Origin of the sequence: Pseudomonas jinjuensis (assembly GCF_900103845.1) — a bacterium.
Lineage (GTDB): Bacteria > Pseudomonadota > Gammaproteobacteria > Pseudomonadales > Pseudomonadaceae > Pseudomonas > Pseudomonas jinjuensis.
Window position 1 is genome coordinate 47487 of sequence record NZ_FNIJ01000004.1, and the last position, 25153, is coordinate 72639.

The 25153-nt window shown below is 67.3% G+C and carries 20 protein-coding genes and 1 pseudogene; 14 read left to right on the forward strand and 7 right to left on the reverse strand.

The genetic code is table 11. From position 1 onward, the window contains the following. Positions 1 to 65: 65 nt before the first annotated feature. Positions 66 to 1169, forward strand: a complete 1104-nt coding sequence (locus tag BLR75_RS06620; RefSeq protein ID WP_084314316.1) for an amidohydrolase family protein — start codon at positions 66 to 68, stop codon at positions 1167 to 1169. 586 nt (positions 1170 to 1755) lie between these two features. Further along, a complete protein-coding gene (locus tag BLR75_RS06625; protein WP_084314317.1) occupies positions 1756 to 2694 on the forward strand; it encodes a site-specific integrase in 939 nt (312 codons plus the stop codon). A 10-nt stretch (positions 2695 to 2704) separates the two neighbouring features. Here the strand turns inward: BLR75_RS06625 and BLR75_RS06630 are convergent, their stop codons facing one another. The 3 genes from BLR75_RS06630 to BLR75_RS06635 all read right to left on the reverse strand — a co-directional run bounded on the left by BLR75_RS06630 (position 2705) and on the right by BLR75_RS06635 (position 3620). Continuing rightward, positions 2705 to 3235, reverse strand: coding sequence for a DUF3509 domain-containing protein (locus BLR75_RS06630; RefSeq protein ID WP_245726110.1), 531 nt, complete (start codon positions 3233 to 3235; stop codon positions 2705 to 2707). Beyond that, positions 3232 to 3384: a hypothetical protein gene (locus tag BLR75_RS26660; RefSeq protein WP_169720286.1), complete on the reverse strand. Its 153-nt coding sequence runs from the start codon at positions 3382 to 3384 to the stop codon at positions 3232 to 3234. Before BLR75_RS26660 ends, BLR75_RS06630 begins: the two co-directional genes overlap by 4 nt. 62 nt (positions 3385 to 3446) lie before the next feature. Further along, positions 3447 to 3620 carry a con-10 family general stress protein gene (locus tag BLR75_RS06635; RefSeq protein ID WP_084314319.1) on the reverse strand — a complete coding sequence of 58 codons (174 nt, stop codon included), beginning with the start codon at positions 3618 to 3620 and terminating at the stop codon, positions 3447 to 3449. 365 nt (positions 3621 to 3985) lie between these two features. Here BLR75_RS06635 and BLR75_RS06640 point away from each other — a divergent pair, with 365 nt between their 5' ends. The 5 genes from BLR75_RS06640 to glgB all read left to right on the forward strand — a co-directional run bounded on the left by BLR75_RS06640 (position 3986) and on the right by glgB (position 15168). Next, entirely contained in the window at positions 3986 to 4207 is a 222-nt protein-coding gene (locus BLR75_RS06640) for a hypothetical protein (protein ID WP_245726111.1), read from the forward strand. 92 nt (positions 4208 to 4299) lie between these two features. Continuing rightward, a complete protein-coding gene (ligD, locus tag BLR75_RS06645) occupies positions 4300 to 6816 on the forward strand; it encodes a DNA ligase D (protein ID WP_084314370.1) in 2517 nt (838 codons plus the stop codon). A gap of 153 nt (positions 6817 to 6969) precedes the next feature. Next, positions 6970 to 9423 carry a glycogen/starch/alpha-glucan phosphorylase gene (locus BLR75_RS06650; RefSeq protein ID WP_084314321.1) on the forward strand — a complete coding sequence of 818 codons (2454 nt, stop codon included), beginning with the start codon at positions 6970 to 6972 and terminating at the stop codon, positions 9421 to 9423. Positions 9424 to 9640: 217 nt separating this feature from the next. After that, positions 9641 to 12970 carry a maltose alpha-D-glucosyltransferase gene (gene treS, locus BLR75_RS06655; protein ID WP_084314322.1) on the forward strand — a complete coding sequence of 1110 codons (3330 nt, stop codon included), beginning with the start codon at positions 9641 to 9643 and terminating at the stop codon, positions 12968 to 12970. Between the two features lie 17 nt (positions 12971 to 12987). Further along, on the forward strand, positions 12988 to 15168 hold the full coding sequence (gene glgB / locus BLR75_RS06660) for a 1,4-alpha-glucan branching protein GlgB (protein ID WP_245726117.1): 2181 nt from the start codon (positions 12988 to 12990) through the stop codon (positions 15166 to 15168). A gap of 211 nt (positions 15169 to 15379) precedes the next feature. On the opposite strand, the gene BLR75_RS06665 is transcribed toward glgB, so the two are convergent. After that, positions 15380 to 16237, reverse strand: a complete 858-nt coding sequence (locus BLR75_RS06665; RefSeq protein ID WP_084314324.1) for a LysR substrate-binding domain-containing protein — start codon at positions 16235 to 16237, stop codon at positions 15380 to 15382. A 148-nt stretch (positions 16238 to 16385) separates the two neighbouring features. Between BLR75_RS06665 and BLR75_RS06670 the strand changes: the two genes are divergently transcribed. Together BLR75_RS06670 and phnX are read left to right on the forward strand one after the other, a co-directional pair. Continuing rightward, complete coding sequence (locus tag BLR75_RS06670; protein ID WP_084314325.1) at positions 16386 to 17501, forward strand: 2-aminoethylphosphonate--pyruvate transaminase; 1116 nt, start codon at positions 16386 to 16388, stop codon at positions 17499 to 17501. 36 nt (positions 17502 to 17537) lie between these two features. Beyond that, positions 17538 to 18365, forward strand: a complete 828-nt coding sequence (gene phnX / locus BLR75_RS06675) for a phosphonoacetaldehyde hydrolase (RefSeq protein ID WP_084314326.1) — start codon at positions 17538 to 17540, stop codon at positions 18363 to 18365. Positions 18366 to 18450: 85 nt separating this feature from the next. Here the strand turns inward: phnX and BLR75_RS26960 are convergent. Beyond that, positions 18451 to 18516 (reverse strand): annotated as a pseudogene (locus tag BLR75_RS26960) (hypothetical protein); the annotation flags it as partial. A gap of 323 nt (positions 18517 to 18839) precedes the next feature. On the opposite strand from BLR75_RS26960, the gene BLR75_RS06680 reads away from it, so the two are divergent. The 4 genes from BLR75_RS06680 to BLR75_RS06695 all read left to right on the forward strand — a co-directional run bounded on the left by BLR75_RS06680 (position 18840) and on the right by BLR75_RS06695 (position 22146). Next, on the forward strand, positions 18840 to 19622 hold the full coding sequence (locus BLR75_RS06680; protein ID WP_084314327.1) for a ferredoxin reductase domain-containing protein: 783 nt from the start codon (positions 18840 to 18842) through the stop codon (positions 19620 to 19622). Positions 19623 to 19767: 145 nt separating this feature from the next. Beyond that, positions 19768 to 20676: a universal stress protein gene (locus tag BLR75_RS06685; protein ID WP_084314328.1), complete on the forward strand. Its 909-nt coding sequence runs from the start codon at positions 19768 to 19770 to the stop codon at positions 20674 to 20676. A gap of 100 nt (positions 20677 to 20776) precedes the next feature. Beyond that, positions 20777 to 21490 carry a phosphoribosyltransferase gene (locus BLR75_RS06690; protein WP_084314329.1) on the forward strand — a complete coding sequence of 238 codons (714 nt, stop codon included), beginning with the start codon at positions 20777 to 20779 and terminating at the stop codon, positions 21488 to 21490. Continuing rightward, entirely contained in the window at positions 21487 to 22146 is a 660-nt protein-coding gene (locus BLR75_RS06695; protein ID WP_084314330.1) for a dienelactone hydrolase family protein, read from the forward strand. Before BLR75_RS06690 ends, BLR75_RS06695 begins: the two co-directional genes overlap by 4 nt. Positions 22147 to 22154: 8 nt before the next feature. On the opposite strand, the gene BLR75_RS06700 is transcribed toward BLR75_RS06695, so the two are convergent. Together BLR75_RS06700 and fnr are read right to left on the reverse strand one after the other, a co-directional pair. Continuing rightward, entirely contained in the window at positions 22155 to 22733 is a 579-nt protein-coding gene (locus tag BLR75_RS06700; RefSeq protein WP_084314331.1) for a phosphoribosyltransferase, read from the reverse strand. Beyond that, on the reverse strand, positions 22726 to 23466 hold the full coding sequence (fnr, locus tag BLR75_RS06705; protein ID WP_084314332.1) for a fumarate/nitrate reduction transcriptional regulator Fnr: 741 nt from the start codon (positions 23464 to 23466) through the stop codon (positions 22726 to 22728). Before fnr ends, BLR75_RS06700 begins: the two co-directional genes overlap by 8 nt. A gap of 230 nt (positions 23467 to 23696) precedes the next feature. Here fnr and BLR75_RS06710 point away from each other — a divergent pair, with 230 nt between their 5' ends. Next, positions 23697 to 25061 carry a nicotinate phosphoribosyltransferase gene (locus BLR75_RS06710; RefSeq protein ID WP_084314333.1) on the forward strand — a complete coding sequence of 455 codons (1365 nt, stop codon included), beginning with the start codon at positions 23697 to 23699 and terminating at the stop codon, positions 25059 to 25061. Positions 25062 to 25153: the final 92 nt, after the last annotated feature.

Consider the following 25153-nt stretch of genomic DNA (forward strand, 5'->3'; position numbering starts at 1 on the left):
CTCGTGCACCAGGTCGATGTTGCCTTGAAGATCAGTTTCTTGTGTTTATCGGTAAGGGCCATGAAATGAAAAGCCTGAATAGAATTCTCATGCTGACACTTTCGCTGACGTTGGCAATTAGCGCTGCTGCGCAGGGGGAAAGCAAAGTGAAGAACGATCACAGAAGAATGAAAATCATCGCTATAGAAGAGCACTTCCTGAATGCCGAAATCACTGCCGCCACGCGTGACGAGGTCGAGAAAATTGCACCCGGACACTCCAGGGCGTTTGTTGGGGATTTTGGTTCTAGACAAACCATGAAACCGGAGCAACTGACGGATATCGGCGCCGGAAGAATCGCCAGCATGGACAAGAACGGTATCGACGTGCAGATCCTATCGTATAACTCGCCCGCCACCGAATTGTTACCCTCGCCGCTGGCCGTAGAACTGGCCAGGCGGGCGAACGACCAGTTGGCGGCAGCCACGAAGGCGTATCCCGGCCGGTTCCTCGGGTTCGCCACGCTGCCAATGTCCGATCCGCAGGCGGCTGCCGAAGAATTGAGAAGATGCGTCACGGAACTGGGATTCAAAGGCGCGATGATCAACGGCACAGCTCATGGCCGCTTCCTGGACGAGCCGGAATTCGAGCCACTCTTCGCCACGGCCGCCGAGCTGGGGGTGCCTCTTTACATCCATCCCACCATCGTCAAGAAAGAAGTGCGCGATGCCTATTATGACAACGCCGATCCGGCGTTCGCCGCACGCTTCGCTTCAGCTGGAATTGGCTGGCACTACGAGGTCGGCGTGCATGTCATGCGACTGATTTTTGCGGGCGTTTTCGATCGCCACCCTAATTTGCAGGTGATCATGGGCCATTGGGGCGAATTGATCCCGTTCTATATGGAGCGTATCCAGACATTCTTCCCCGCCACGGCATCGCCGATGAAGCACGACTTCAAATATTACATGCAGAACAATATCTACATCACGCCCAGCGGGATGTTCAACCTGCCGCAACTCCAGAACGCCCTTGAGACAATGGGGGCGGACAGGATCATGTTTTCCGTGGATTACCCTTACTACCCCAATGAAGGCGCCCGGACATTTTTGGAGAATGCACCGATTAGCCAGCAGGACAAGGAAAAAATCGCGCACAAGAACGCGGAGCGATTGTTCGAATTGAAGTAGAGGCCGGCAAAAACTTTCGCCCCCAAGGTAATTCATGAACGACGGGCCTTCAGCCTCTGGCGGCTTGAAAGACCGGGAAATCAAAATTTCCACCAGCCCTTCTACTGGCGAAACCTTCGGCCGGTACGTTGCCGCAAGCCCCAAGCTGCGCAACTCGCGATCACGGTTGCGCGGCGAGCCTTTGAAACCGCCAGCTGGGCGGAAGATCGCGACCTTCGCTCGCGGGTGCTTCATCGAAGCCAGAGGATGACCGGACCTGATCGTCGATCAACAGCGAACGGAGTTGGCGGGAGCCGAATCAGGGCGGGGCCGGCGGGATCGTCCATGGGAGCCTTCTCCAATGAGGGAGTTCAACAGCTTGCCGGGAGCGATTTTGCCCGCCGCCCCGGCAATATCCCGCGCGTGCCACGGCCACTCTCCCTCAATTTCGTACTGTATTACATACTACGTAAAAACATCTGTACTGATTCAAAACATCAGTACATGAAATGATCAAAAATGAAAATGGATAATATAGAATTATCCAATGTGAGAGTGCCCAAAGCCGCATTCCAGGCGCACAGCGGTACGAAAGAGGGGGAGAAGGGTGAACGACGAAGTCCAGCGCTATATCCATGCGGGAACCCGGGAAAACACCCGGCGCAGCTACCGCGCCGCGGTGGAACACTTCGAGGTGAGCTGGGGCGGTTTCCTGCCGGCGACCAGCGATGCCATCGTTCGCTATCTGGTCGAGCATGCCGGCAAGCTATCGCACAACACCCTCAAGCTGCGCCTCGCCGCGCTGGCCCAGTGGCATGTCAGCCAGGGTTTCCCCGATCCGACCAGGACGCCGCTGGTGCGCCAGGTAATGAAGGGCATCCGCACCCTGCATCCACAACAGGAGCGCCAGGCCGAGCCGTTGCAGCTGCGGGAGCTGGAGCGCTGCGTCGCCTGGCTGGAGGATCAGGCCGGGCAGGCGCGTGTTGCGGGTGATCACGCCCGCCTGCTGCGCTGCCTGCGTGACCGGGCATTGTTGCTGCTCGGCTTCTGGCGGGCGTTCCGCAGCGACGAGCTGTGCCGCCTGCAGGTGGATCACATCCAGGTGCGGGCGGGCGAGGGGATGCGCATCTTCCTGCCGCGCAGCAAGGGCGACCGCGACAACCTCGGTGTCACCCATTCGGCGCCGGCCCTGGCCCGGCTGTGCCCGGTGCAGGCCTACAGCGACTGGATCAGCACCGCCGGCATCGCCTATGGCCCGGTGTTCCGCGGCATCGATCGCTGGGGGCGGCTGGCGGATACGGCGCTGCACCCGAACAGCCTGATCCCGCTGTTACGCGCGGTGCTGGGAGGCGCCGGGCTGCAGGCGGAACTCTACAGCAGCCATTCCCTGCGCCGCGGCTTCGCCACCTGGGCGACCCGCAGCGGCTGGGACCAGAAGTCGCTGATGCAGCATGTCGGCTGGAAGGACGGCAAGTCGGCGCTGCGCTACATCGAGGCAGCGCCGTTCCCGGTGGAGCTGGCCCTGCCGCCTCCCGTCGAGCGCTGAGCGCGGCCGCTCAGAGCCCGGCCTGGGCGCGCAGCCTGGCGCCGGCCACCACGATCTTGCGCTGGCGGTGCCGTGGGCAGTCGGGAATGAAGGTCTGCAGTTCGATGCGCTTCTTGAACCAGTCGACATCCTGTTCTTCCAGCGGTCCGCAGGCAGTGATGAGGTCGCGACGGATTCTTTCGACGAAGTTGTTCAGCAGGACACTGTTGCGCAACTCTTCATTGTTTATGACGCGGGACATGACCTGTTCACCCTGTTCGTTCTGCAAGTTGAGCAGAACGCCACCATCGGGGCGGTGTTGGAGTTCCACGGAATAGTCGCTGAATTGTTGGCAGAAATAATCCGTGATTGCCTGCATGATCTGCTCCTTCAAGTTCGAATACGAGGACTTGACCAATGCATCAACTGTTCCGAACTTTCGAAGTTTGCGGATGCGGCGAATTCCGTGGGCTGCACGAAGTTGCGCTGGCAAATTGATAGTTGCAGCCTGCAGGATCGGGCAGAACGACTTTGCTATTTGCACGACGAACATGGCGCTCATTGTTCGTCGATTACGCCTTCCTGTTTCGCTGCCGAATGATGGGGTTCCTGACGGCTGTCGGCGGGCTCGATTTCCATCAGGTCGTCGAGTTCGTCCGGTTCGCGGGTAACCACGGGGTCGGGGTGCGGAGTGTCGTGCGGGCTTTTCATGTCACCAGGCCGGAACGGGACTGGCCGGCGCATCCCTGCGCCGGCCAGTCAGGGTAGGGGGATCAGCTGTTACGGCCGCCGTGGCTTTGCCGTCCGCCCTTGCGGCCCGCTTCGGAAGCCCGTTCGGGATCGTTCCGGAAATTCCCTCCGCTTACCTGGCCGCCTTTCTTGCCGGCTTCGGATGCGCGCTGGGGATCTTCTGCGAAGTTGCCTTTACCGCCTCTATGTTCAGCCATTTCGCTTCTCCTGAGTGGGTCGACAATGGGGTGTCAGTGGCACCCACTTCATCGGAAAGAAGGAGGAGAAGGTTAGTTCGTACTGTTTTTATAACTTCGAACCATGGGCGGGCGGCGATGTGGTTTTAATGTAATTTGCACGAAGGATACCGCTCGTCCAGAACTTCCCTGCGGCGTGGTGCCGTTTTTTTGTCGGCCCGGCTGGCAAGAAGAATAAACGCCTCCCACTGTTGAACTTGTCCATGGCCATGAATTTCGCGGCCTATATGGGCGGTCGCAGCGAAGCGCGCAAGTGCCGCACGAGTGCTAGGTTTTTCATTCCTGCATGAGGGCATTGTGGGACTGGAAAGTCAGGGGCGATGAAAATGATGCTTCAACAGATCGAGGGCATTCTCAATGCGACCAGTCCATCGTTCGTCTTCACCTGTCAGCGAGAGAACGACGGCAGCTATTCGATCATGCTGAGCAGCCTGAGCCACGGGATTCCCATGACCACCTTCGTCGGCATCAGCGCGGCCGAACTGCAGAACGAGAGCAGCGTGCAGCGCCTGGCGATCGAACTGATGGACATGGTTCTGGAAGACTGAACTCTGGAGGACTCGCCGGCGGTAAATCCGATGGAATCATCGTCGGGCCGGCCAGTCGACCGCAGGAGATGCGGTCCGCCCAGGAGGACGCCATGCCCGGCGCAGCGAAACTCGACGAATACGCGCGCAAGCGCGACTTCAGCGGCACTCCCGAGCCCCGTCCGGGGCGCGGCCGGCGGCGGGAGGAAACGCTCGCCTTCGTGATCCAGAAGCACGACGCCAGCCACCTGCACTACGACTTCCGCCTGGAACTGGGCGGCACGCTGAAGAGCTGGGCGGTGCCCAAGGGGCCGTGCCTCGACCCCAGCGTCCGGCGCCTGGCGATCGAGGTGGAGGATCATCCGCTGGACTACGCCGACTTCGAAGGGCATATCCCGGAAGGACACTACGGCGCCGGCGACGTGATCGTCTGGGACCACGGCTACTGGACGCCCGAGGGCGATCCCGAGAAAGGACTGGCGGAAGGGCATCTGAAGTTCGAACTGCATGGCGAGAAGCTCGGCGGCAGCTGGAGCCTGGTGCGCACCCAGTTGCGCGGGCGCCAGCCGCAATGGTTCCTGATCAAGGGCCGCGACGCCCTGGCGCGGGACTTTCCGCAGCATGACGTGCTGGCCGAGCAACCGCAGAGCGTGATCAGCGGCAGGCCGTTGCCCGCGGAGGCGGGCGAACACCCAGGTGCGGCCGGCAAGCCCCATAAGACCGGCAAGCCCCATGAAAGGAAGGGCAGGCTGCCCGAGCAGCTTTCGCCGCAACTGGCGACCCTGCTGGACGCGCCGCCGCCCGGCGACTGGCGCTACGAGATCAAGCTCGACGGCTATCGCATCCTCGCCCGCATCGACCACGGCGAAGTTCGCCTGCTGACCCGCAACGGCCACGACTGGACCCGCCGCCTGCCGCGCCAGGCCAGGGCGCTGGCCGGGCTGGCGCTCGACGAGGCCTGGCTCGACGGCGAGCTGGTGGTGACCGACGACGACGGCCGGCCGGACTTCCAGCGCCTGCAGAACGCCTTCGACCAGGGCCATGAGGAGGAGGTGCGCTACGTCCTCTTCGACCTCTTGTGGCTGGACGGCGAAGACCTGCGCCGGCAGCCGCTGGAAACCCGCCGCGAAGCGCTGCGCCGGCTGATGCAGGGTGTCGACCAGCCGCTGCTGCGCTTTTCCGAGGAGCTGACCGGCGAACCGCAGGACATTCTCGCCCACGCCTGCCGCCTGGACCTGGAAGGACTGATCGGCAAGCGCGCCGGCAGCACCTACCAGGAACGCCGCTCGCGGGACTGGATCAAGCTGAAGTGCAAGCGCCGCCAGGAGTTCGTCATCGTCGGCTTCAGCGAGCCCAAGGGCACGCGCCGGCACATCGGCGCGCTGCTGCTCGGCCTGCACGACGAGCAGGGCCGGCTGCGCTATGCCGGCAAGGTCGGCACCGGCTTCAGCGCCGCCAGCCTGGCCGCGCTGCACAAGCGCCTGCTGCCGCTGCGGCGCGAACGCAGCGCGCTGGACAACCCGCCCCGCGGCCGCGAAGCCGCCGGGGTCACCTGGCTGACGCCGAAGCTGCTCGGCGAAGTGGCGTTCGCCGAAATCACCCGCGACGGCATCGTCCGCCAGGCGGTGTTCCAGGGCCTGCGCGAGGACAAGCCGGCCCGCGCGATCACCACCGAGCAGGCGCAACCCGCTGGCCGCGAGGACAACCACGAGAAGCACGCAAGGTCCGGCAAGCCGCTGGTCCGCGGCGTGCGCATCAGCAATCCGCAGCGGGTCATCGACCCCGACAGCGGCGCCACCAAGCTCGAGGTGGCCGAGTACTACGAGCGCGCCAGCGAACGCATCCTGCCCTGGCTGGCCGGGCGGCCGGTGTCGCTGCTGCGCGCGCCGGACGGCATCGGCGGCGAACTGTTCTTCCAGCGCCATGCCTCGCAGAGGGAAATTCCCGGCGTCAGGCTGCTCGATCGCAGTCTCGATCCGGGCCACGAGCCGCTGCTCTGCATCGATTCGGCCGAGGCGCTGGCGGGCGTGGCGCAGATGGGTACGGTCGAACTGCACACCTGGAACGCCACCGCCGACAGACTGGAGCGTCCCGACCGCTTCGTCCTCGATCTCGACCCCGATCCGGAACTGCCCTGGGCGCGCATGCTGGAAGCCACCCGCCTGACCCTGGTGCTGCTCGACGAACTGGGCCTGCGCGCCTTCCTCAAGACCAGCGGCGGCAAGGGCATGCACCTGCTGGTGCCGCTGCAGCGCCGGCACGGCTGGGACGAGGTCAAGGGATTCGCCGAGGCGATCACCCGGCACATGGCGGCATTGATGCCGGACCGCATCAGCGCCGTTTCCGGGCCGAAGAACCGGGTCGGCAGGATCTTCATCGACTACCTGCGCAACGGCCGCTCGGCCAGCACGGTGTGCGCCTGGTCGCTGCGCGCGCGGCCGGGGTTGCCGGTGTCGGTGCCGGTGGCCCGCGAGGAGCTGGACGAAATACCGGCAGCCAACGCCTGGAACATCCATAATGTCGCGGAACGACTCGAACTGCGGGGCCGGGACGACCCCTGGGACGAGTGGAAAAATACCCGCCAATCGTTGACCCGGACCATGCGCCGGCAACTGGGACTCGAGGACTGAGTCACCGCCGGCGGATTCCTGCCAGCCCGCCGCGGGCCGGCAACTCTCTTGCGATATCGCCTGCCTACGCTGAACTCTCGTGACGCTTCATGGACTCATCATCCATGTGTGTCACCGTACACGCCCATCCAGCACAGCTTGCAGGAGGCAGCCATGACGCAATTTCCCGCTCCCGATCGCGACAAGGTCGAGGAATTCAGGCACGCGGTCCTCAACCGCCTGCGCTACGCGGTAGGCAAGGACCCCGCCGACGCCTACGACCACGACTGGTTCGAGGCCCTGGCGCTGGCCGCGCGCAAGCACATGGTCGACCACTGGGAGGAAGCCTCCCGCTCCATCGACCGCAGCGGGAGCAAACGCGTCTACTACCTGTCGCTGGAATTCCTCATCGGCCGCCTGCTGGTCGACAACCTGAGCAACCTCGGCCTGCTGGAAATCGCCCGCGCGGCGCTGGCCGAACTGGGCGTGGACCTGGAGCGCGTGCGCCTGGCCGAGCCGGACGCGGCGCTGGGCAACGGCGGCCTCGGCCGGCTGGCGGCGTGCTTCATGGAAAGCATGGCGACCCTGGACATCCCCGCCTACGGCTACGGCATCCGCTACGAGCACGGCCTGTTCAAGCAGATGATCGGCGACGGCTGGCAGCAGGAGCACACCGAGACCTGGCTGGACTTCGGCAATCCCTGGGAATTCGAGCGGCCGGAATTCAGCTTCAGCGTCGGCTTCGGCGGCAGCGTGCAGAGCGTGACGGAGGAGGGTGGCGCGACCCGCCAGGTCTGGGAGCCGCACGAGCGGGTGCGGGCGATCGCCTACGACATGCCGGTGGTCGGCTGGCGCCGCGCCAGCGTCAACACCCTGCGCCTGTGGCGGGCGCGCGCCGAGGACATCCTCAAGCTGGACCGCTTCAACGCCGGCGACCACCTCGGCGCGGTGGCCGACACCGTGCGCGCGGAAAGCATCTCGCGGGTGCTCTATCCGGCCGACAGCACCGAAGCCGGCCAGGAACTGCGCCTACGCCAGGAATACTTCTTCGTCTCCGCCTCGCTGCAGGACCTGCTGCAGCGCCACCTGCGCAGCCATCCGCTGGACAGCCTGCCGGAGCGGGTGGCGATCCAGCTCAACGACACCCACCCGGCGATCGCCGTGGCCGAGCTGATGCGCCTGCTGATGGACGTCCACGGCATGGAATGGGACCCGGCCTGGGCGCTGACCGTGGCGACCCTGTCCTACACCAACCACACGCTGCTCCCCGAGGCGCTGGAAAGCTGGCCGGTGGCGCTGATGGAGCGCCTGCTGCCGCGGCACATGCAGATCATCTACCTGATCAACGCCTACCACATCGACTCGCTGCGCGCTCAGGACATCCACGACTTCGGCCTGCTGCGCGCGGTGTCGCTGATCGAGGAGGACAACGGCCGGCGCGTGCGCATGGGCGCGCTGGCGTTCCTCGGCTCGCATTCGGTGAACGGCGTGTCGGCGCTGCACACCGAGCTGATGCGCGAGACGGTGTTCCGCGACCTGCACCGCCTGTATCCGGCGCGGATCAGCAACAAGACCAACGGCGTGACCTTCCGCCGCTGGCTGTTCCAGACCAACCCCGAGCTGACCGGCCTGCTGCGCGAAACCCTCGGCGACGGCATCCTCGACAGCCCGGAAACCACCCTCCGCGAACTGGAGTCGCACATCGAGACCAGCCACCTGCGCCGGCTGTTCGCCGAGCAGCGGCGGCACAACAAGGTGCGCCTGGCGGCGCTGGTGGAGGAGCAGCTCGGCGTGGCTCTCGACCCGGACGCGCTGTTCGACGTGCAGGTCAAGCGCATCCACGAGTACAAGCGCCAGTTGCTCAACCTGCTGCACACCGTGGCGCTGTACCAGGACATCCGCGACGACCCGACGCCGGACCGCATCCCGCGGGTGAAGATCTTCGCCGGCAAGGCCGCGCCCAGCTACCACGCGGCCAAGCTGATCATCAAGCTGGCCAACGACATCGCCCGCACGGTGAACGGCGACCCCACGGTGCGCGGGCTGCTCAAGGTGGTGTTCATCCCCAACTACAACGTCAGCCTGGCGGAAAGCATCATCCCGGCGGCCGACCTCTCGGAGCAGATTTCCACCGCCGGCCTGGAAGCCTCCGGCACCAGCAACATGAAGTTCGCCCTCAACGGCGCCCTGACCATCGGCACCATGGACGGCGCCAACGTCGAGATGAGCCAGCGCATCGGCCCGGAGAACATGTTCATCTTCGGCCTCAACGCCCAGCAGGTGGAGGCGCGCAGGAACAGCGGCGAACTCGCCATGGCCGCCGAGATCGCCGCCTCGCCGCGCCTGGAGGAAGCGCTGCGGGCGATCGGCAGCGGGGTGTTCTCGCCGGACGACGTCGACCGCTACCGCGGCCTGATCGACGGCCTGCGGCATGACGACCGCTTCATGGTCTGCGCCGATTTCGACGACTACTGGAACGCCCAGGCACGGGTCGAGGCGCTGTGGCGCAAGCCCAACCGCTGGTGGAAGGCGGCGATGCTCAACACAGCGCGGGTCGGCTGGTTCTCCTCGGACCGCACCATCCGCGAGTACGCCAGCGAGATATGGCGGGTGCCGTACAGGGGGTGACCGGTCGCGGGCATGGCCCGCTACAAGGGATTCGCGAGCAAGCTCGCTCCTGCATGGGCCGGCGTCGACCTGTAGGAGCGAGCTTGCTCGCGAACAGATTCTTCACAGCCCCGCAACATGCCTCCGGCAACCTGCCCGAAGCCAATCCGCCTGAACTTTTTGCCCGCCGATGGGTTCGGAAATCTGGGGTCGGCAGCCCCGAGCTGAGGAGCTTCCCATGGCGAAACGCAACCACAAGGCCCGTCCCTTTCTCGACGATCCGCTCTGGTACAAGGACGCGGTGATCTACCAGGTCCACGTGAAGTCGTTCTTCGACGCCAACAACGACGGCATCGGCGACTTCGCCGGGCTGATCGAGAAGCTCGACTACATCGCCGAGCTGGGCGTGAACACCCTCTGGCTGCTGCCGTTCTATCCCTCGCCGCTGCGCGACGACGGCTACGACATCGCCATGTACCGCGGGGTCAACCCGGACTACGGCAGCCTGGCCGACGCCCGCCGCTTCATCGCCGAGGCGCACCGGCGCGGCCTGCGGGTGATCACCGAGCTGGTCATCAACCACACCTCCGACCAGCATCCCTGGTTCCAGCGCGCGCGCCACGCGAAGAAGGGCTCGAAGGCGCGCGACTACTACGTCTGGTCCGACAGCGACGAGAAATACGCCGGCACGCGGATCATCTTCATCGACACCGAGAAGTCCAACTGGACCTGGGACCCGGTGGCCGGCCAGTACTTCTGGCACCGCTTCTACTCGCACCAGCCGGACCTCAACTTCGACAACCCGCAGGTGCTGCGCGCGGTGCTCGGGGTGATGCGCTACTGGCTGGACATGGGCGTCGACGGCCTGCGCCTGGACGCGATTCCCTACCTGATCGAGCGCGACGGCACCAGCAGCGAGAACCTGCCGGAGACCCACTCCGTGCTCAAGCGCATCCGCGCCGAGCTGGACGCCAGCTATCCCGACCGCATGCTGCTGGCCGAGGCCAACCAGTGGCCGGAGGACACCCGGCCGTATTTCGGCGGCGAGGACGGCGGCCCCGGCGACGAGTGCCACATGGCCTTCCACTTCCCGCTGATGCCGCGCATGTACATGGCGATCGCCCAGGAGGATCGCTTCCCGATCAGCGACATTCTGCGCCAGACGCCGGAAATTCCCGACAACTGCCAGTGGGCGATCTTCCTCCGCAACCATGACGAGCTGACCCTCGAAATGGTGACCGACGACGAGCGCGACTACCTCTGGAACTACTACGCCGCCGACCCGCGCGCACGCCTCAACCTGGGCATCCGCCGGCGCCTGGCGCCGCTGGTGGAGCGCGACCGGCGACGCATCGAGCTGCTGCACAGCCTGCTGCTGTCGATGCCCGGCACGCCGACCCTGTACTACGGCGACGAGATCGGCATGGGCGACAACATCTACCTCGGCGACCGCGACGGCGTGCGCACGCCGATGCAGTGGTCGGTGGACCGCAACGGCGGCTTCTCCCGCGCCGACCCGGCGCGCCTGGTGCTGCCGCCGATCCTCGATCCGCTGTACGGCTACCAGACCATCAACGTCGAGGCGCAGTCGCGCGACCCGCACTCGCTGCTCAACTGGATGCGCCGCATGCTCGCCGTGCGCGGGCAGCAGAAGGCCTTCGGCCGCGGCAGCATGAAGCTGCTGTCGCCGAGCAACCGGCGCATCCTCGCCTACCTGCGCGAATACGACGATGGCGAAGGCCGCGAGGAACGCATCCTCTGCGTCGCCAACCTGTCGCGCGCGGCACAGGCGGTGGAGCTGGACCTGGCGGCGTACAAGGGCAGGGTGCCGGTGGAAATGGTCGGCGGCGCCTCGTTCACGCCGATCGGCCAGCTCAGCTACCTGCTGACCCTGCCGCCCTACGGCTTCTACTGGTTCCTCCTCGCCGACGCCTCGCAGATGCCGGGCTGGCACGTGGCGCCGGAGGAACGCATGCCGGAAATGCCGACCCTGGTGCTGGCCCAGCGCCTCGACGAGGTGATGAACGAGCGGCCGCGGCGCCTGCTGGAAAGCGAATCGCTGCCGGTCTACCTCGGCAAGCGCCGCTGGTTCCCGGCCGAGCACCTGGATGGCCGGCCGGTCCGGCTGCTCTACGTCATGCCGCTCGGCGAGGGCGATGCGGCGCCGCTGCTGGCCGAACTGGAAGTACAGGGTCCGGACGGCGGCGAGCATTACCAGCTGCCGCTGGCCGCGGTGCCGGTGAAGGGCAGCACGCCCGGCGAGATGCCGCAGCAGCTGGCCCTGGCGCGCCTGCGCCGCGGACGGCGGGTCGGCCTGCTCACCGACGCCTTCAGCGTGCCGCGCTTCTGCCGCGAGGTGCTGCGCCTGCTGCGTGATGGTGCACTGCTGCAGGGCGCGGCGGGCGAGGTGCAGTTCCTGCCGCAGCCCGCGCTGGCCGGGATCGAGCCGCTGGAGGAAGGCGAGATCCGCCTGCTCTCGGCGGAACAGTCGAACAGCTCTGCCCTGATCGGGGGCGGCATGCTGCTCAAACTGGTGCGCCGGGTGCGGTCCGGCGTGCATCCGGAAGTGGAGATGGGCACCTTCCTCAGCGCCCGCGGCTACGCCAACAGCGCGCCACTGCTCGGCGAGGTGCGCCGGGTGGATGCCGCCGGCCAGCCGCACACCCTGATGATCCTGCAGACCTACCTGAGCAACCAGGGCGACGCCTGGAGCTGGACGCTGAACAACCTGGAACGGGCGATCCGCGACGAGCTGGCCGGCGGCGAGCGGCCGCCGGAAGACGAGTTCGGCGCGCTGGGCGAACTGCGCGCCTTCGCCGCCACCCTCGGCCGGCGGCTGGGCGAGATGCACCTGCTGCTGGCGCAGCCGGCGGATGAGCCGGAATTCGGCAGCCGGGCTTCCGGCGAAGTGGACAGCGCTGCCTGGACGGTGTCCGTCGGCGCCCAGCTGCAGCGCGCCATGGGCGCCCTCGACGCCGCCCGCGAACGCTTCGCCGGCAGCCATCTGGAGGAACTGGAGTGGCTGCTGGCCGCGCAGCCGGACCTGCAGATCATCATCGGCAGGCTTGCGCAGATGGCTGCCGGCGGGCTGCTGATCCGCGTGCATGGCGACCTGCATCTCGGCCAGGTGCTGGTGGTGCAGGGCGATGCGTATTTCATCGACTTCGAGGGCGACCCGGCCCGGCCGCTGGAGCAGCGCCGCCTGCGCCACAGCCCGTATCGCGACGTCACCGGCCTGCTGCGCTCCTTCGACCATGCCGCCATGGCGACGCGCAGCCTGCAGGGGGTGGATACTTCCGCGGAAGCCGCCGCCGCATGCCAGCGCATCGCCCACGAATACCGCGCCGCGTCGCGCACGGCCCTGCTCGACGCCTATCGCCTGGCCGCCGCCGGCATCCCTCACGAATGGCACGCGCGCGACGGCGAGTCCGCGGCCCTGGCGCTGTTCAGCCTGGAACAGGCCGCCGGCGAAATCCTCCACGCAAGCGAACACGACCCGGAAATGCTCGAAGTCCCCATGCAGGGCCTGCTGGAGTTGGCGCGACATTTGAAGGGAATTCATTCATGACGATTCATCCAAGGGAAATGCCAATGACCGATGCAACCGACCACCTGCAGCGCCTGCGATGCGCCGAGCACGGCGACCCCTTCGCCTTCCTGGGCCCCCGGGCCGATGGCGACGGCTGGCTGGTGCGCACCTGGCAGCCCGGCGCGGAGGAGGTCGAGCTGATCGACGCGGGCAGCGGCGAACCGCTCGGGCCGATGCAGCGGGAAGACCCCGAGGGGCTGTTCAGCCTGCGCCTGCCGCAGCGGGTGCCCTATCGCCTGCGCATCCGCTGGCCGGAGGGCGAGCACGAAACCGAGGACCCCTACGCCTTCGGCCCGCTGCTCGGCGAGACCGATCTGTACCTGTTCGCCGAGGGCAACCACCGCGACCTCGGCGCCTGCCTCGGCGCGCAGCTGCTGGAGCAGGACGGCATCTCCGGCGTGCGCTTCGCCGTGTGGGCGCCGAACGCGCGGCGGGTGTCGGTGGTCGGCGGCTTCAACGACTGGGACGGCCGCCGCCATCCGATGCGCCTGCGCTACCCCAGCGGCGTGTGGGAACTGTTCGTCCCGCGGCTGCAGGCCGGCGAGCTGTACAAGTACGAAATCCTCGGCGCGGACGGCGTGTTGCCGCTGAAGGCCGACCCGCTGGCGCTGGCCTGCGAGATGCCGCCGGCCACGGCGTCCCGGGTCTCCGCGCCGCTGGACTTCGACTGGCACGACGACGAATGGCTGGCCGCGCGCCGGGAACGCCAGGGTCACGACCAGCCGATGGCGATCTACGAGCTGCACGCCGGTTCCTGGCAGCACGTCGACGGCCGCGCGCCGAACTGGGCGGAGCTGGCCGAACGGCTGATCCCCTACGTGCGCGACCTGGGCTTCACCCATATCGAACTGATGCCGGTGATGGAGCATCCGTTCGGCGGCTCCTGGGGCTACCAGCCGCTGGCGATGTTCGCGCCCACCGCGCGCTACGGCTCGCCGGCGGATTTCGCCGCCTTCGTCGACGCCTGCCACCAGGCCGGCATCGGCGTCATCCTCGACTGGGTGCCGGCGCATTTCCCCACCGACGAGCACGGCCTCGGCCGCTTCGACGGCACCGCCCTGTACGAATACGCGCACCCCTTCGAGGGCTTCCACCAGGACTGGGACACCTACATCTACAACCTCGGCCGCAGCGAGGTGCACGGCTTCATGCTCGCCTCGGCGCTGCACTGGCTGCGCCGCTACCACATCGACGGCCTGCGCGTGGACGCGGTGGCCTCGATGCTCTACCGCGACTATTCGCGCAAGGACGGCGAGTGGATACCCAACGTCCACGGCGGCCGCGAGAACCTGGAATCCATCGAATTCCTCCGCCACCTCAACGACGTGGTCGCCAGCGAGGCGCCGGGCGCGCTGGTGATCGCCGAGGAATCCACCGCCTGGCCGGGCGTCAGCCGGCCGGCCGGGGAGGGCGGGCTGGGCTTCTCCTACAAGTGGAACATGGGCTGGATGCACGACAGCCTGCAGTACATCGGCAACGACCCGGTGCACCGCAGCTTCCACCATCACCAGCTGACCTTCGGCCTGCTCTACGCCTTCTCCGAGCACTTCATCCTGCCGATCTCCCATGACGAGGTGGTGCACGGCAAGGGCTCGCTGCTCGGCAAGATGCCCGGCGACCGCTGGCAGCAGTTCGCCAACCTGCGCCTGTACCTGTCGTTCATGTGGAGCCATCCGGGCAAGAAACTGCTGTTCATGGGCAGCGAATTCGGCCAGTGGCGCGAGTGGAACCACGACGAGCAGCTCGACTGGTACCTGCTGCGCTACGCCGAACACTTCGGCCTGCAGAGCCTGGTGCGCGACCTCAACGCCCTGTACCGCGCCCAACCCGCGCTGCACGGCTGCGACGAGCGGCCGGAAGGCTTCCAGTGGCTGATCGGCGACGACCAGCGCAACAGCGTGTTCGCCTGGCTGCGCCACAGCGCCGGCCAGCCGCCGGTGCTGGTGGTCCTCAACTTCACCCCGGTGCCGCGCAACGGCTACCGCATCGGCGTGCCGACGGCCGGTACCTGGCAGGTGCTGCTCAACAGCGACAGCGAGGCGTATGCGGGATCGGGCGCCGGCAGCCAGGGTGCGCTGGAAACCACCGCCGACGCCGCCCACGGCCAGCCGCATTCGCTGCTGCTCGACGTGCCGCCGCTGGGGGCGTTGTGGATTGCGCCGGCGCGTGGGAATTGATGGCACTGGCGTAGGGTGGATCACGCTCCATCGATCCACCATGGCCGCGCATGCGGCCCCGCAATGGTGGATGGAAAAGCGCCATCCACCCTACATTTCCCCGGACACCGAATGTGGCGTAACGGCACGATGCTCTTTGTAGGAGCGCGCCATGCGCGCGACAGCACGGTCGCGGGCATGGCCCGCTCCTACAGGGGGCGCTCTCGGTAGGTTATTCCTCCGCCAACTCCAGAAACGCACTCACCACCCGCAACCCCCGGTGCCGCTCCAGGCAGCCAATCATGTGCCGGTTCACCAGCCCGTCGCCCACCAGCGGCACCGCGTGCACGCGGGGATCGCGGCTGACTTCCAGCGAGGAGACGATGCCGATCCCGAGTTCCGAAGCCACCGCCTCGGTCACCGCCTCGCGGCTGTCCAGTTCCAGCAGCACGCGGGGCTGCACGTCCTGAGCGGTGCAGGCGCTGTCGAAGGTGCGGCGGGTGATGGAGTCCGGCTCGCGCAGCACCATGATCTGCTCGTTCAGCTCCGCCAGGGCGATGTCCTGCCGGTCCGCCCAAGGGTGGCCGTCCGGCAGCAGGGCGCAGATGCGCGATTCGATCAGGTCACGCAGATACAGCCCGTTGCGCGGCTCCACCTCGGTCACCACGGCGATATCGACATGCTCGCTGAGCAGCGCTCCCAGGGTTTCCTGGGCGTTGCCCAGGCGCAGGTTCACCGTGATGCCGGGATAGCGCTCGCGCAGCCGGGCGAGCATCGGCATCACCAGGTGCGGGCCGTCGGCGGCGACCTCGATGCGTCCGCTGACCAACTGGCGGCTGGCGTCCAGCAGCGCCTCGGCTTCTTCCTCCAGGGCGAACAGCGTGCGGCTGATCGCGGCCAGGCGCCGGCCTTCCTCGGTCAGCTCGACGCTGCGCGCGGTGCGGCGGAACAGGCTGACCTGGTAGTACTCCTCGAGCGCCTTGATGTGCCCGGTCACCGCCGGCTGGCTGATGAACAGCCGCTCTGCGGCGCGGGTGAAGCTGCGTTCGCGGGCGACGGCGTCGAAGGCGCGCAACTGGAAGAGGTTCATGACCTATATGTCCCACTTATGGCTAGCATCATGACAAACAATTTGAACGATAGATGGCCGGACGGCAAGTTATGCCCAAGCCGCGAGCGAACCTGGTTTCGCGGCGCAACAAGAACCCGCCTGACGTTCCCCTGTAGAGGAATCGAGCATGAGCACCGCCGAGCGCGCCCCCATCCTGCTGACCCCCGGTCCCCTGACCACTTCCCCCCGCACCCGCCGTGCGATGCTGGTCGACTGGGGTTCCTGGGACAACGACTTCAACCAGCTGACCGCCGATGTCTGCGCCCGTCTGCTGGCGATCATCCACGGCGAGGAGACCCACACCTGCGTACCGCTGCAGGGTAGCGGCACCTTCTCCGTGGAAGCCGCGGTCGGCACCCTGGTGCCGCGCGACGGCAAGGTCCTGGTGCTGATCAACGGCGCCTATGGCAAGCGCCTGGCGAAGATCTGCCAGGTCATCGGCCGCGAGTTCAGCACCTTCGAAACCGCCGAGGACGTGCCGACCACTCCCGAGGACGTCGACCGCCTGTTGAAAGCCGATCCGACCGTCACCCACGTCGCGCTGATCCACTGCGAAACCAGCACCGGCATCCTCAACCCGCTGGAAGAGATCGCCAAGGTCATCGAATCCCACGGCAAGCGGCTGATCATCGACGCCATGAGCTCCTTCGGCGCGCTGGAAATCGACGCCCGCCGGATTCCCTTCGACGCGCTGATCGCCGCCTCCGGCAAGTGCCTGGAAGGCGTGCCCGGCATGGGCTTCGTCTTCGCCCGGACCAGCTCGCTGCAGGCCAGCGCCGGCAACTGCCACTCCCTGTCCATGGACCTGCAGGACCAGCAGGCCTACATGGCCAAGACCGGCCAGTGGCGCTTCACCCCGCCGACCCACGTGGTTGCCGCGCTGCACGAGGCGCTGACCCAGTACGCGGAAGAGGGCGGCCTCGAAGCCCGGCACAAGCGCTACGCACAGAACTGCCAGACGCTGCTGAGCGAGATGGGCAAGCTCGGCTTCCGCAGCTTCCTGCCGGCGGAAATCCAGGCACCGATCATCGTCACCTTCCACGCCCCGCGCGACCCGCGCTACAGCTTCACCGACTTCTACAACCGGGTCCGCGACAAGGGCTACATCCTCTATCCGGGCAAGCTGACCCAGGTGGAAACCTTCCGTGTCGGCTGCATCGGCCAGGTCGACGCCAACGGCATGCGCGAAGCGGTGGCGGCCATCGCCGAGACGCTGCGTGAAATGGAAGTCTTCGAAATCTGACCGGCTGTGCAGCCACTCACGAAAGGATAAAGACCGATGAACTACAACCAACCGCAACAGCTGCAAGCCGTGGTCCTCGACTGGGCCGGTACCGTGGTCGACTTCGGCTCCTTCGCGCCGACCCAGATCTTCGTCGAGGCGTTCGCCGAGTTCGGCGTGCAGGTCAGCCTGGCCGAGGCCCGCGGGCCGATGGGCATGGGCAAGTGGGATCACATCCGCACCCTGCTGGACATCCCGGAGATCGCCGAGCGCTACCGCGCCAAGTTCGGCCGCCTGCCGACCGATGATGACGTCACCGCCATCTACGAACGCTTCATGCCGCTGCAGATCGAGAAGATCGCCGATCACTCCGCGATCATCCCCGGTGCCCTGGAAGCCATCGGCGAAGTGCGCGAGATGGGCCTGAAGGTCGGCTCCTGCTCCGGCTACCCGGCGGTGGTGATGGAGAAGGTGGTCAAGCTGGCCGCCACCAAGGGCTACGTCGCCGACCATGTGGTCGCTACCGACGAAGTACCCAATGGCCGCCCGCACCCGGCCCAGGCCCTGGCCAACGTGATCGCCCTCGGCATCGACGACGTCGCCGCCTGCGTCAAGGTCGACGACACCTGGCCGGGCATCCTCGAAGGCCGCCGCGCCGGCATGTGGACCGTGGCCCTGACCTGCTCGGGCAACGCCCTCGGCCTGACCTGGGACGAGTACAAGGCGCTGCCGGCGGACAAGCTGGAAAGCGAGCGCAAGCGCATCGGCCAGATCTTCGAAGGCTCGCGCCCGCACTACCTGATCGACACCATCGCCGAACTGCCGGCGGTGATCCGCGACATCAACGCCCGCCTGGCGCGGGGCGAGATGCCGCAGGCGTTCTGATCGGACGATGAAGAGAAGGCCCGCCGGCGGAAACGCCGGCGGGCTTTTTATCCTTCCCACGCTCCCGTGTGGGAAGGCATCCAAGGAGCTTGTTGAAGTCGCTGGAGCGATCGCGCGGGTGGGGCCACAGGCCGTGGCCGACGCAACTCATGCTGACGGCGTTGTTTCCGGCTCATGAGGAATCCTTGCGGCAGGCGCTGGAAGGGACCCTGTAGGAGCGAGCTTGCTCGCGAACAGCCCGGGCACCGAAGGGTTCGCGAGCAAGCTCGCTCCTACGAAAAGCGGGTACGGCGCGGGACATCACGGGCAGGGAGCAGCGGGGTGCGCGGCATTTGGCCTCGCCTTGATAATGATCAAACCGGGCGGCCGACCCCGCTCCTAGCCTGAGTCGAAGTTTCCCTGGCGAGGAAAGCGCGATGCACAGCATGTCCGGCACCCGCACGTTCCACCCGCCGACCGGCGCCTGAGCCCGCCATGAGCGAGCCGACCCCGCGGCGCCTGCATCTGCTGGAACGGCACGAGGAGGGTGCGGACGCCTGGCACTGCAGCTTCCGCATCGCCTGGCCGCAGGCGCCCGCCCCGCAGGCCATTCCCGGGCAGTTCTTCCTGCTGAGCGTGCCGGGTGCCGGCGAGGCGCCGTTCGCCTATCTCAGCCTGCCGGACCCGGAAGGTCGCTTCAGCGCGCTGATACCCCGTGGCGGGCCGCTCGGTCCTGTCCTGTCGGTGCTGGAGGAGGGCGCTGCACTGGGCTATCGCGGCCCGTTCGGCCGGGGCTGGCCGTTGCTGGTGCGCGCCCGGCGCCTGCTCGTCGCCAGCGAAGGACCCGGCCTCGCCGCCCTGGCGGGCGTGCTGGACGAGGCGCTCGACTGGCACCTGCCTACCCGCCTGCGGGCGATCCACCTTGCGTACCAGGGCGGCGACGTGCTCGGCGAAGCGCGCCGGCGCTGGCGCAGGGAAATCCCCTTCCTGGAGATAGCCGACGAGGCAGCGTTCCCCGGCCGTCTGCGCGAACTGCTGGCGGATTTCCGGCCTGACGCGCTGTTCTGCAGCGGCTCCGAACCCTTCATGGGCGCGGTGGCCGGGGAATGCCTGCGGCGGGGCATGGCGCCGGGCAGCATCTGGCTGTGGCTGGAACGGCGCATGCGGTACGCGGCCGGCTGCCGCGCGGTCGTCTACGCCAATCCGCTGTGGCTGGACGGCCCGGTCTGCCGCTACGACCGCTATCTGGTGCTACCGGGCACATTCGGCACGGCTTGATAAAAATCAAACCGGCCGGGAAGCCCCGGGAGCAGGCTGGTCGCATGTCGGAAACTTCCTACCGGCAAACGGACCCGGTTGCCTGCAGGCGCAGACCTGAAGTGCATGGCGGCGGGATGCGCAGCTGATTTTCCGGAGGCCCCAGATGAGCCAGTTCAAACGTCTGCTGCTGATAGCCGATCCCGTCGCGGAGTCGTCGTCCGCGCTGCAACGCGCCGCCGCGCTGGCCGAGGCGAGCGGCGCCGCCCTGCATATGGTCGTGTTCGGCGGCAATGCCACCACCCCCTGGCGGCTCGGCGAGCGCTACCTGGTGCAGCTGCGCACCGACTTCGTCCAGCAGCAGAAGGCGCGGCTGGAGGTGGAAGCCGAGAGGCTGCGCGCCAAGGGCATCGAGGTGACCACCGAGGCGGTGTGGAACGATGCGCCGCTGGCAGACATCCTCCAGCGCGTGCGCGACCTGCACGCCGACCTGCTGATCAAGGACAGCAACCACGAACCGGCCCTGCGGCGGGTGTTCGTCACTCCGCTGGACTGGCAACTGCTGCGCGAATGCCCGGTGCCCATGCATCTGGTCAGCTTCGCCGAGCATCCGCTGCCACGCCGGATCGTCGCCGCCGTCGACCTGTCGCAGCCGGAGGAACTGATCGGCGGCATGAACGAGCGGATCGTCGCCGCCGCCGGAGCGCTGGCCCGCCAGTGCAAGGCCGAATTGCACCTGCTGCACGCCCACGAACGCTCGGCCGCCTACATGGCCTACGCCGTTGCGCCGCTGGGCTGGAGCGACGAGATGCAGGAGGACCTGGAGCGCGAGCTGCGCGACAGCTTCGACGAGTTGGCCGAGCAGGGCGGGATTCCGCAGAAGCAGCGGCACATCGTGATCGGCTCGCCGGTCAGGGCGATCGCCGATTTCGTCGCCCACGAGCGCATGGACGTGGTGGTCATGGGCACGCTGAGCCACAAGGGGCTGGAGAAGATCCTCGGCAGTACCTCCGAGCAGACCCTGTACCGGATTCCCAGCAGTATCATGACCATCAGGCCGACGACTGCCGTGTGAGCCGCCGGCGGGCGCCGCCGTTCCATCATTCGAGCCGTGCCTGCGGCGCGGGTGGAGCGGCGGCTGGCTGCGAGCGAATCACGTCTGCGAGGGCCGCCAGATGACCCGGATACATGGCCTGGAACTTCCCATCGTCGACCGTTCCGCCGCCGGCAAGGCCCTGGCGCAACTGCTGGAGGCCTACCGCGGCCGCGCCGACGTCATCGCCCTCGCCCTGCCGCGCGGCGGGGTGCCGGTCGCCTATGAAATCGCCACCGAACTGGCCGTGCGCCTGGACCTGATGCTGGTGCGCAAGCTCGGCGTGCCGGCGTATCCGGAGCTGGCCATGGGCGCCATCGCCAGCGGTGGCGTGCGGGTGCTGAACGAGGACGTGGTGCACATGCACGGCATCGGCGAACGCACCATCGAGTCGGTGGCGCGCAAGGAAAACGCCGAACTGCAGCGCCGCGAACTCGCCTACCGGGGCGAGCGGCCGGCGCCGGAACTGCGCGGCCAGCAGGTGATCCTGGTCGACGACGGCCTGGCCACCGGCGCGACCATGCGCTCGGCGGTGCAGGCGGTACGCCAGCAGGCGCCGGCGCGGATCGTCGTCGCCGTGCCGGTGGCGCCGCCGGATACCGTGGCGGTCCTGCGCGGCGAGGTGGACGAGGTGGTCTGCCCGTTCACCCCGGAGCTGTTCATGGCGATCGGCCGCTGGTACCTGGACTTTTCCCAGACCTCGGACCGGGAAGTGGTGGACCTCCTGCAACGCGCCTGGCAACGGGAAAAGGAACACAAGATGAACGGCAGCGGCCGTACTGGAGATGCCTCATGACCTTTCTGCAAGACCAGCACCTGGACCTGGGCACGGTGCAACTGGGCGCCGACCTGCTTCTGCCGGACGATCCGCTGGGGCTGGTGGTGTTCGTCCACGGCAGCGGCAGCAGCCGCCAGAGCCCGCGCAACCGGCAGGTGGCGCGCTACTTCGGCGAGCGACGGCTGGCGACCCTGCTGTTCGACCTGCTCACCGAGGAGGAGCAGCGGGTGGACAACGTGTCCCGCGAGCTGCGCTTCAACATCCCGCTGCTGAGCCAACGGCTGGTCGCGGTGATCGACCGGATCGATGACGACGCGGGACTGCACGGTCTGCACCTCGGCCTGTTCGGCGCCAGCACCGGCGCGGCCGCGGCCCTGCTGGGCGCGGTGGAGCGCCCGCAGCGGGTGTGGGCGGTGGTCTGCCGCGGCGGGCGCAGCGACCTTGCCGGAGAGGCGCTGTCGCGGGTGGCGGCGCCGACCCTGCAGATCGTCGGCGGCGACGATCCGCTGGTGCTGAAGCTGAACCGCCAGGCCAGCCAGGCGCTGCACTGCGAACAGCGGCTGGAGGTGGTCGAGGGCGCCACCCACCTGTTCGAGGAACCCGGAAAAATGGAGGAGGTGGCGCGGCTGTCGGCCGACTGGTTCTGCCGCTGGCTGGCCGCGCCGGCGTCCTGAGCCGCGCCTCAGTCGCGTTGCCGGCCGTGGCGCAGCAGGTCGATGCGGAACTCCGGCTCGTAGGGCGGCACGTTGCATTCGACGACGTCGTCGGGCGCCACCTGCAGGCTGACGCCGACGATGCCGGCGTGCACCGGCTGCCGGCACACCCGCCGGTCCACCAGCACGGCGGCATGCACGTCGCGGGCGCCGAGCTGCGCCAGGTAGGCGCAGGTGCGCAGCAGCGAATGCCCTTCGTAGAGCACGTCGTCGACCACCAGCAGGGTGGTTCCGGAGAGATCGAGGCCGGCCAGCTCGCTGCTTTCGGTGAGCGCGGTTTGCGGATGCAGCAGGCGGAGGTCGTCGGCGTAGCGTTTCACCTTCAGCGCGTGGACCGGCAGTTCCTCGCGCCCGCAATGGCGCACCAGGTGCTGCTGCAGCATGCGCGCCAGCGGTTCGCCGCGGCGGAGGATGCCGACCAGCGCGCTGCGGCCCGCCGGCAGGAGGACGTCGGCGCGCCGCGCCATGGCCTGCAGCACGGCGTCCAGCTCCGCGGCGTCGTACAGGCAGAGGCGCTGCGCGTTCGGCATGGTCGAGGGATCAGGCATTGCTGCCGGCCAGCTGGCACAGGCCGTTCCAGTCGAGGATGCGGACTTCGCGGCCGGCGCTGTCGATCACGCCCAACTGACGGTAGCGGCTGAACAGGCGGCTGACCGTCTCGGTGGTCAGGCCCAGGTAGTTGCCGATCTCGCTGCGCCCCATCGGCAGGATGAAGTTCACCGCGGACAGCCCGCGCCTGCTGTAGCGCGCCGACAGGTTGAGGAGGAAAGCCGCCAGACGCTGCTCGGAATTGCCGCGGGTGAAGCTGAGGTGTTCCTGTTCGGTATGGATTTCCCGGCTCAGGGCGTGGAGCAGCTGCTTGCGCAGGTTCGGAATGGAGCCGGACAGTTCTTCCAGCTGCGGCAGCGGAATGCTGCAGACCAGCGAGGTTTCCATGGCCAGGGCATAGCTGGGGAAGACCTTGGCGCTGAGGGCGTCGAGCCCCACCAGTTCGCCGGGCAGGTGGAAGGCGGTGATCTGTTCGCCGCCGTCCTGGTCCAGCAGGTAGGTCTTGAGCGAGCCGGAGCGCAGCGCATAGATGTGCTCCACCGGCTCGCCGGCGCGGAACAGGTACTCGGCGCGCTGCAGCGGGCGGCTGCGGCGGATGATGCCGTCGAGCTGGGCGATTTCGTCGTCCTGCAGGCTGTCCGGCAGGCACAGGCGGCTCAGGCTGCAGTCCTGGCAGCGTACGCGCGACTTGGTCGATGACCCGGGTGGGCAGGGGGGAGCGATTCCTGACATCGGCGAGCATCCAGCCAGGGGGCTGCGGAACGTCTCCACAGTATAGGTAGTCTCCCTGTTCTGTCCGACACGTCCTTCGGCGGATTGCTTTCCCTTTCGTCAGAAACGCCGTCTGGCCATATCCGGATGGCATTCGCTCACGCGCCAGGCGCTTCTGTTTGATAATGATCAAATCCACCGGCCGGTGTTCTGGCAGCGTTCAGGAAGCTGCCCAGCGGGGAGGATGCACCATGTCCCACCAGCCACCACGCCTTGCCACGCCCGGGGTCCTGCTCACCGACCTGTACCAGTTGACCATGCTGCAGGGCTATTTCGAGCACGACATGTTCGAAACGGCGGTGTTCGAGTTCTTCCCCCGCAAGCTGCCGGCCTGCCGCAACTTCTACGTCGCCGCCGGCCTGGAGCAGGCCCTGGACTACCTGGAAGGCCTGCGTTTCTCCCCGGCCGAACTGGAGTGGCTGGGCGGGCAGGGCATGTTCAGGCCGGCCTTCATCGACTACCTGGCGAACCTGCGTTTCACCGGCGAGGTGCATGCCATGGCCGAGGGGACGCCGTTCTTCCCCCACGAGCCGATCCTGCGGGTGACCGCGCCGCTGCCGGAGGCGCAGCTGGTGGAGTCGCGCCTGATCAACCTGCTGCACTTCCAGAGCCTGATCGCCAGCAAGGCCGCGCGGGTGGTGCGGGTGGCGCGCGGCAAGACCCTGGTGGACTTCGGCTTGCGTCGTGCCCACGGCGCCGAGGCCGGCCTGCTCGCGGCACGGGCCGGCTACCTGGTGGGGTTCTCCGCCAGCGCCAGCGTGCTGGCCGGCGCGCAGTTCGGCATTCCGCTGGCCGGCACCATGGCGCACTCGTTCATCCAGGCGCACTCCGACGAGGTGGAGGCTTTCGAACACTTCGCCCATAGCCTGCCCGGCTCGGTGGTGCTGCTGATCGACACCTACGACACCGAGGCGGCGGCGCAGAAGGTCGTCGACCTGGCGCCGCGGCTGGCGGCGGAGGGCATCCGCATCCGCGGCGTGCGCCTCGACAGCGGCGACCTCGGCGAGCATGCGCGCAGGGTACGCGCCATCCTCGACCGTGGCGGGCTGCGGGAAGCCACCATCTTCGCCAGCGGCAACGTCGACGAATACCTGATCCTCCGCCTGGAAGAACAGGGCGCGCCCATCGACGGCTACGGCGTCGGCACCCACCTCGACACCTCGGCCGACGCCCCGGCGCTGGACTGCGCCTACAAGCTGCAGGAATACGCCGGCCAGCCACGCCGCAAACGCTCCGAAGGCAAGGCCACCTGGCCGGGACGCAAGCAGGTGTTCCGCCGTTACGACGGCGACGGCCATTGCTGCGGCGACACCCTGACCCTGGAAGGGCATGACGCCGACGGCGAGGCGCTGATCCATCCGGTGATGCGCGCCGGCAAGCGCCTGCAGCCGGCCCCCGCGCTGGACGAACTGCGCGCCAACGCCCTCCGCCAGCTGGACCGCCTGCCCCCGGCCCTGCACAGCCTGGACCCGGCGCCGCCTTACCCGGTGGAGATTTCGCCGGCGCTGGAAGCGCTGGCAGCGGAGGCGGACCGGTTGATTCGCGGGAGGGGCTGAACAGTTGCAGTGGGGCCAACCCTAGGAGCAACTGTCTTCGTGGTGCAGGGCGGATGAAGCGGAACGCTTCATCCGCCGATAAGCCCACGCCG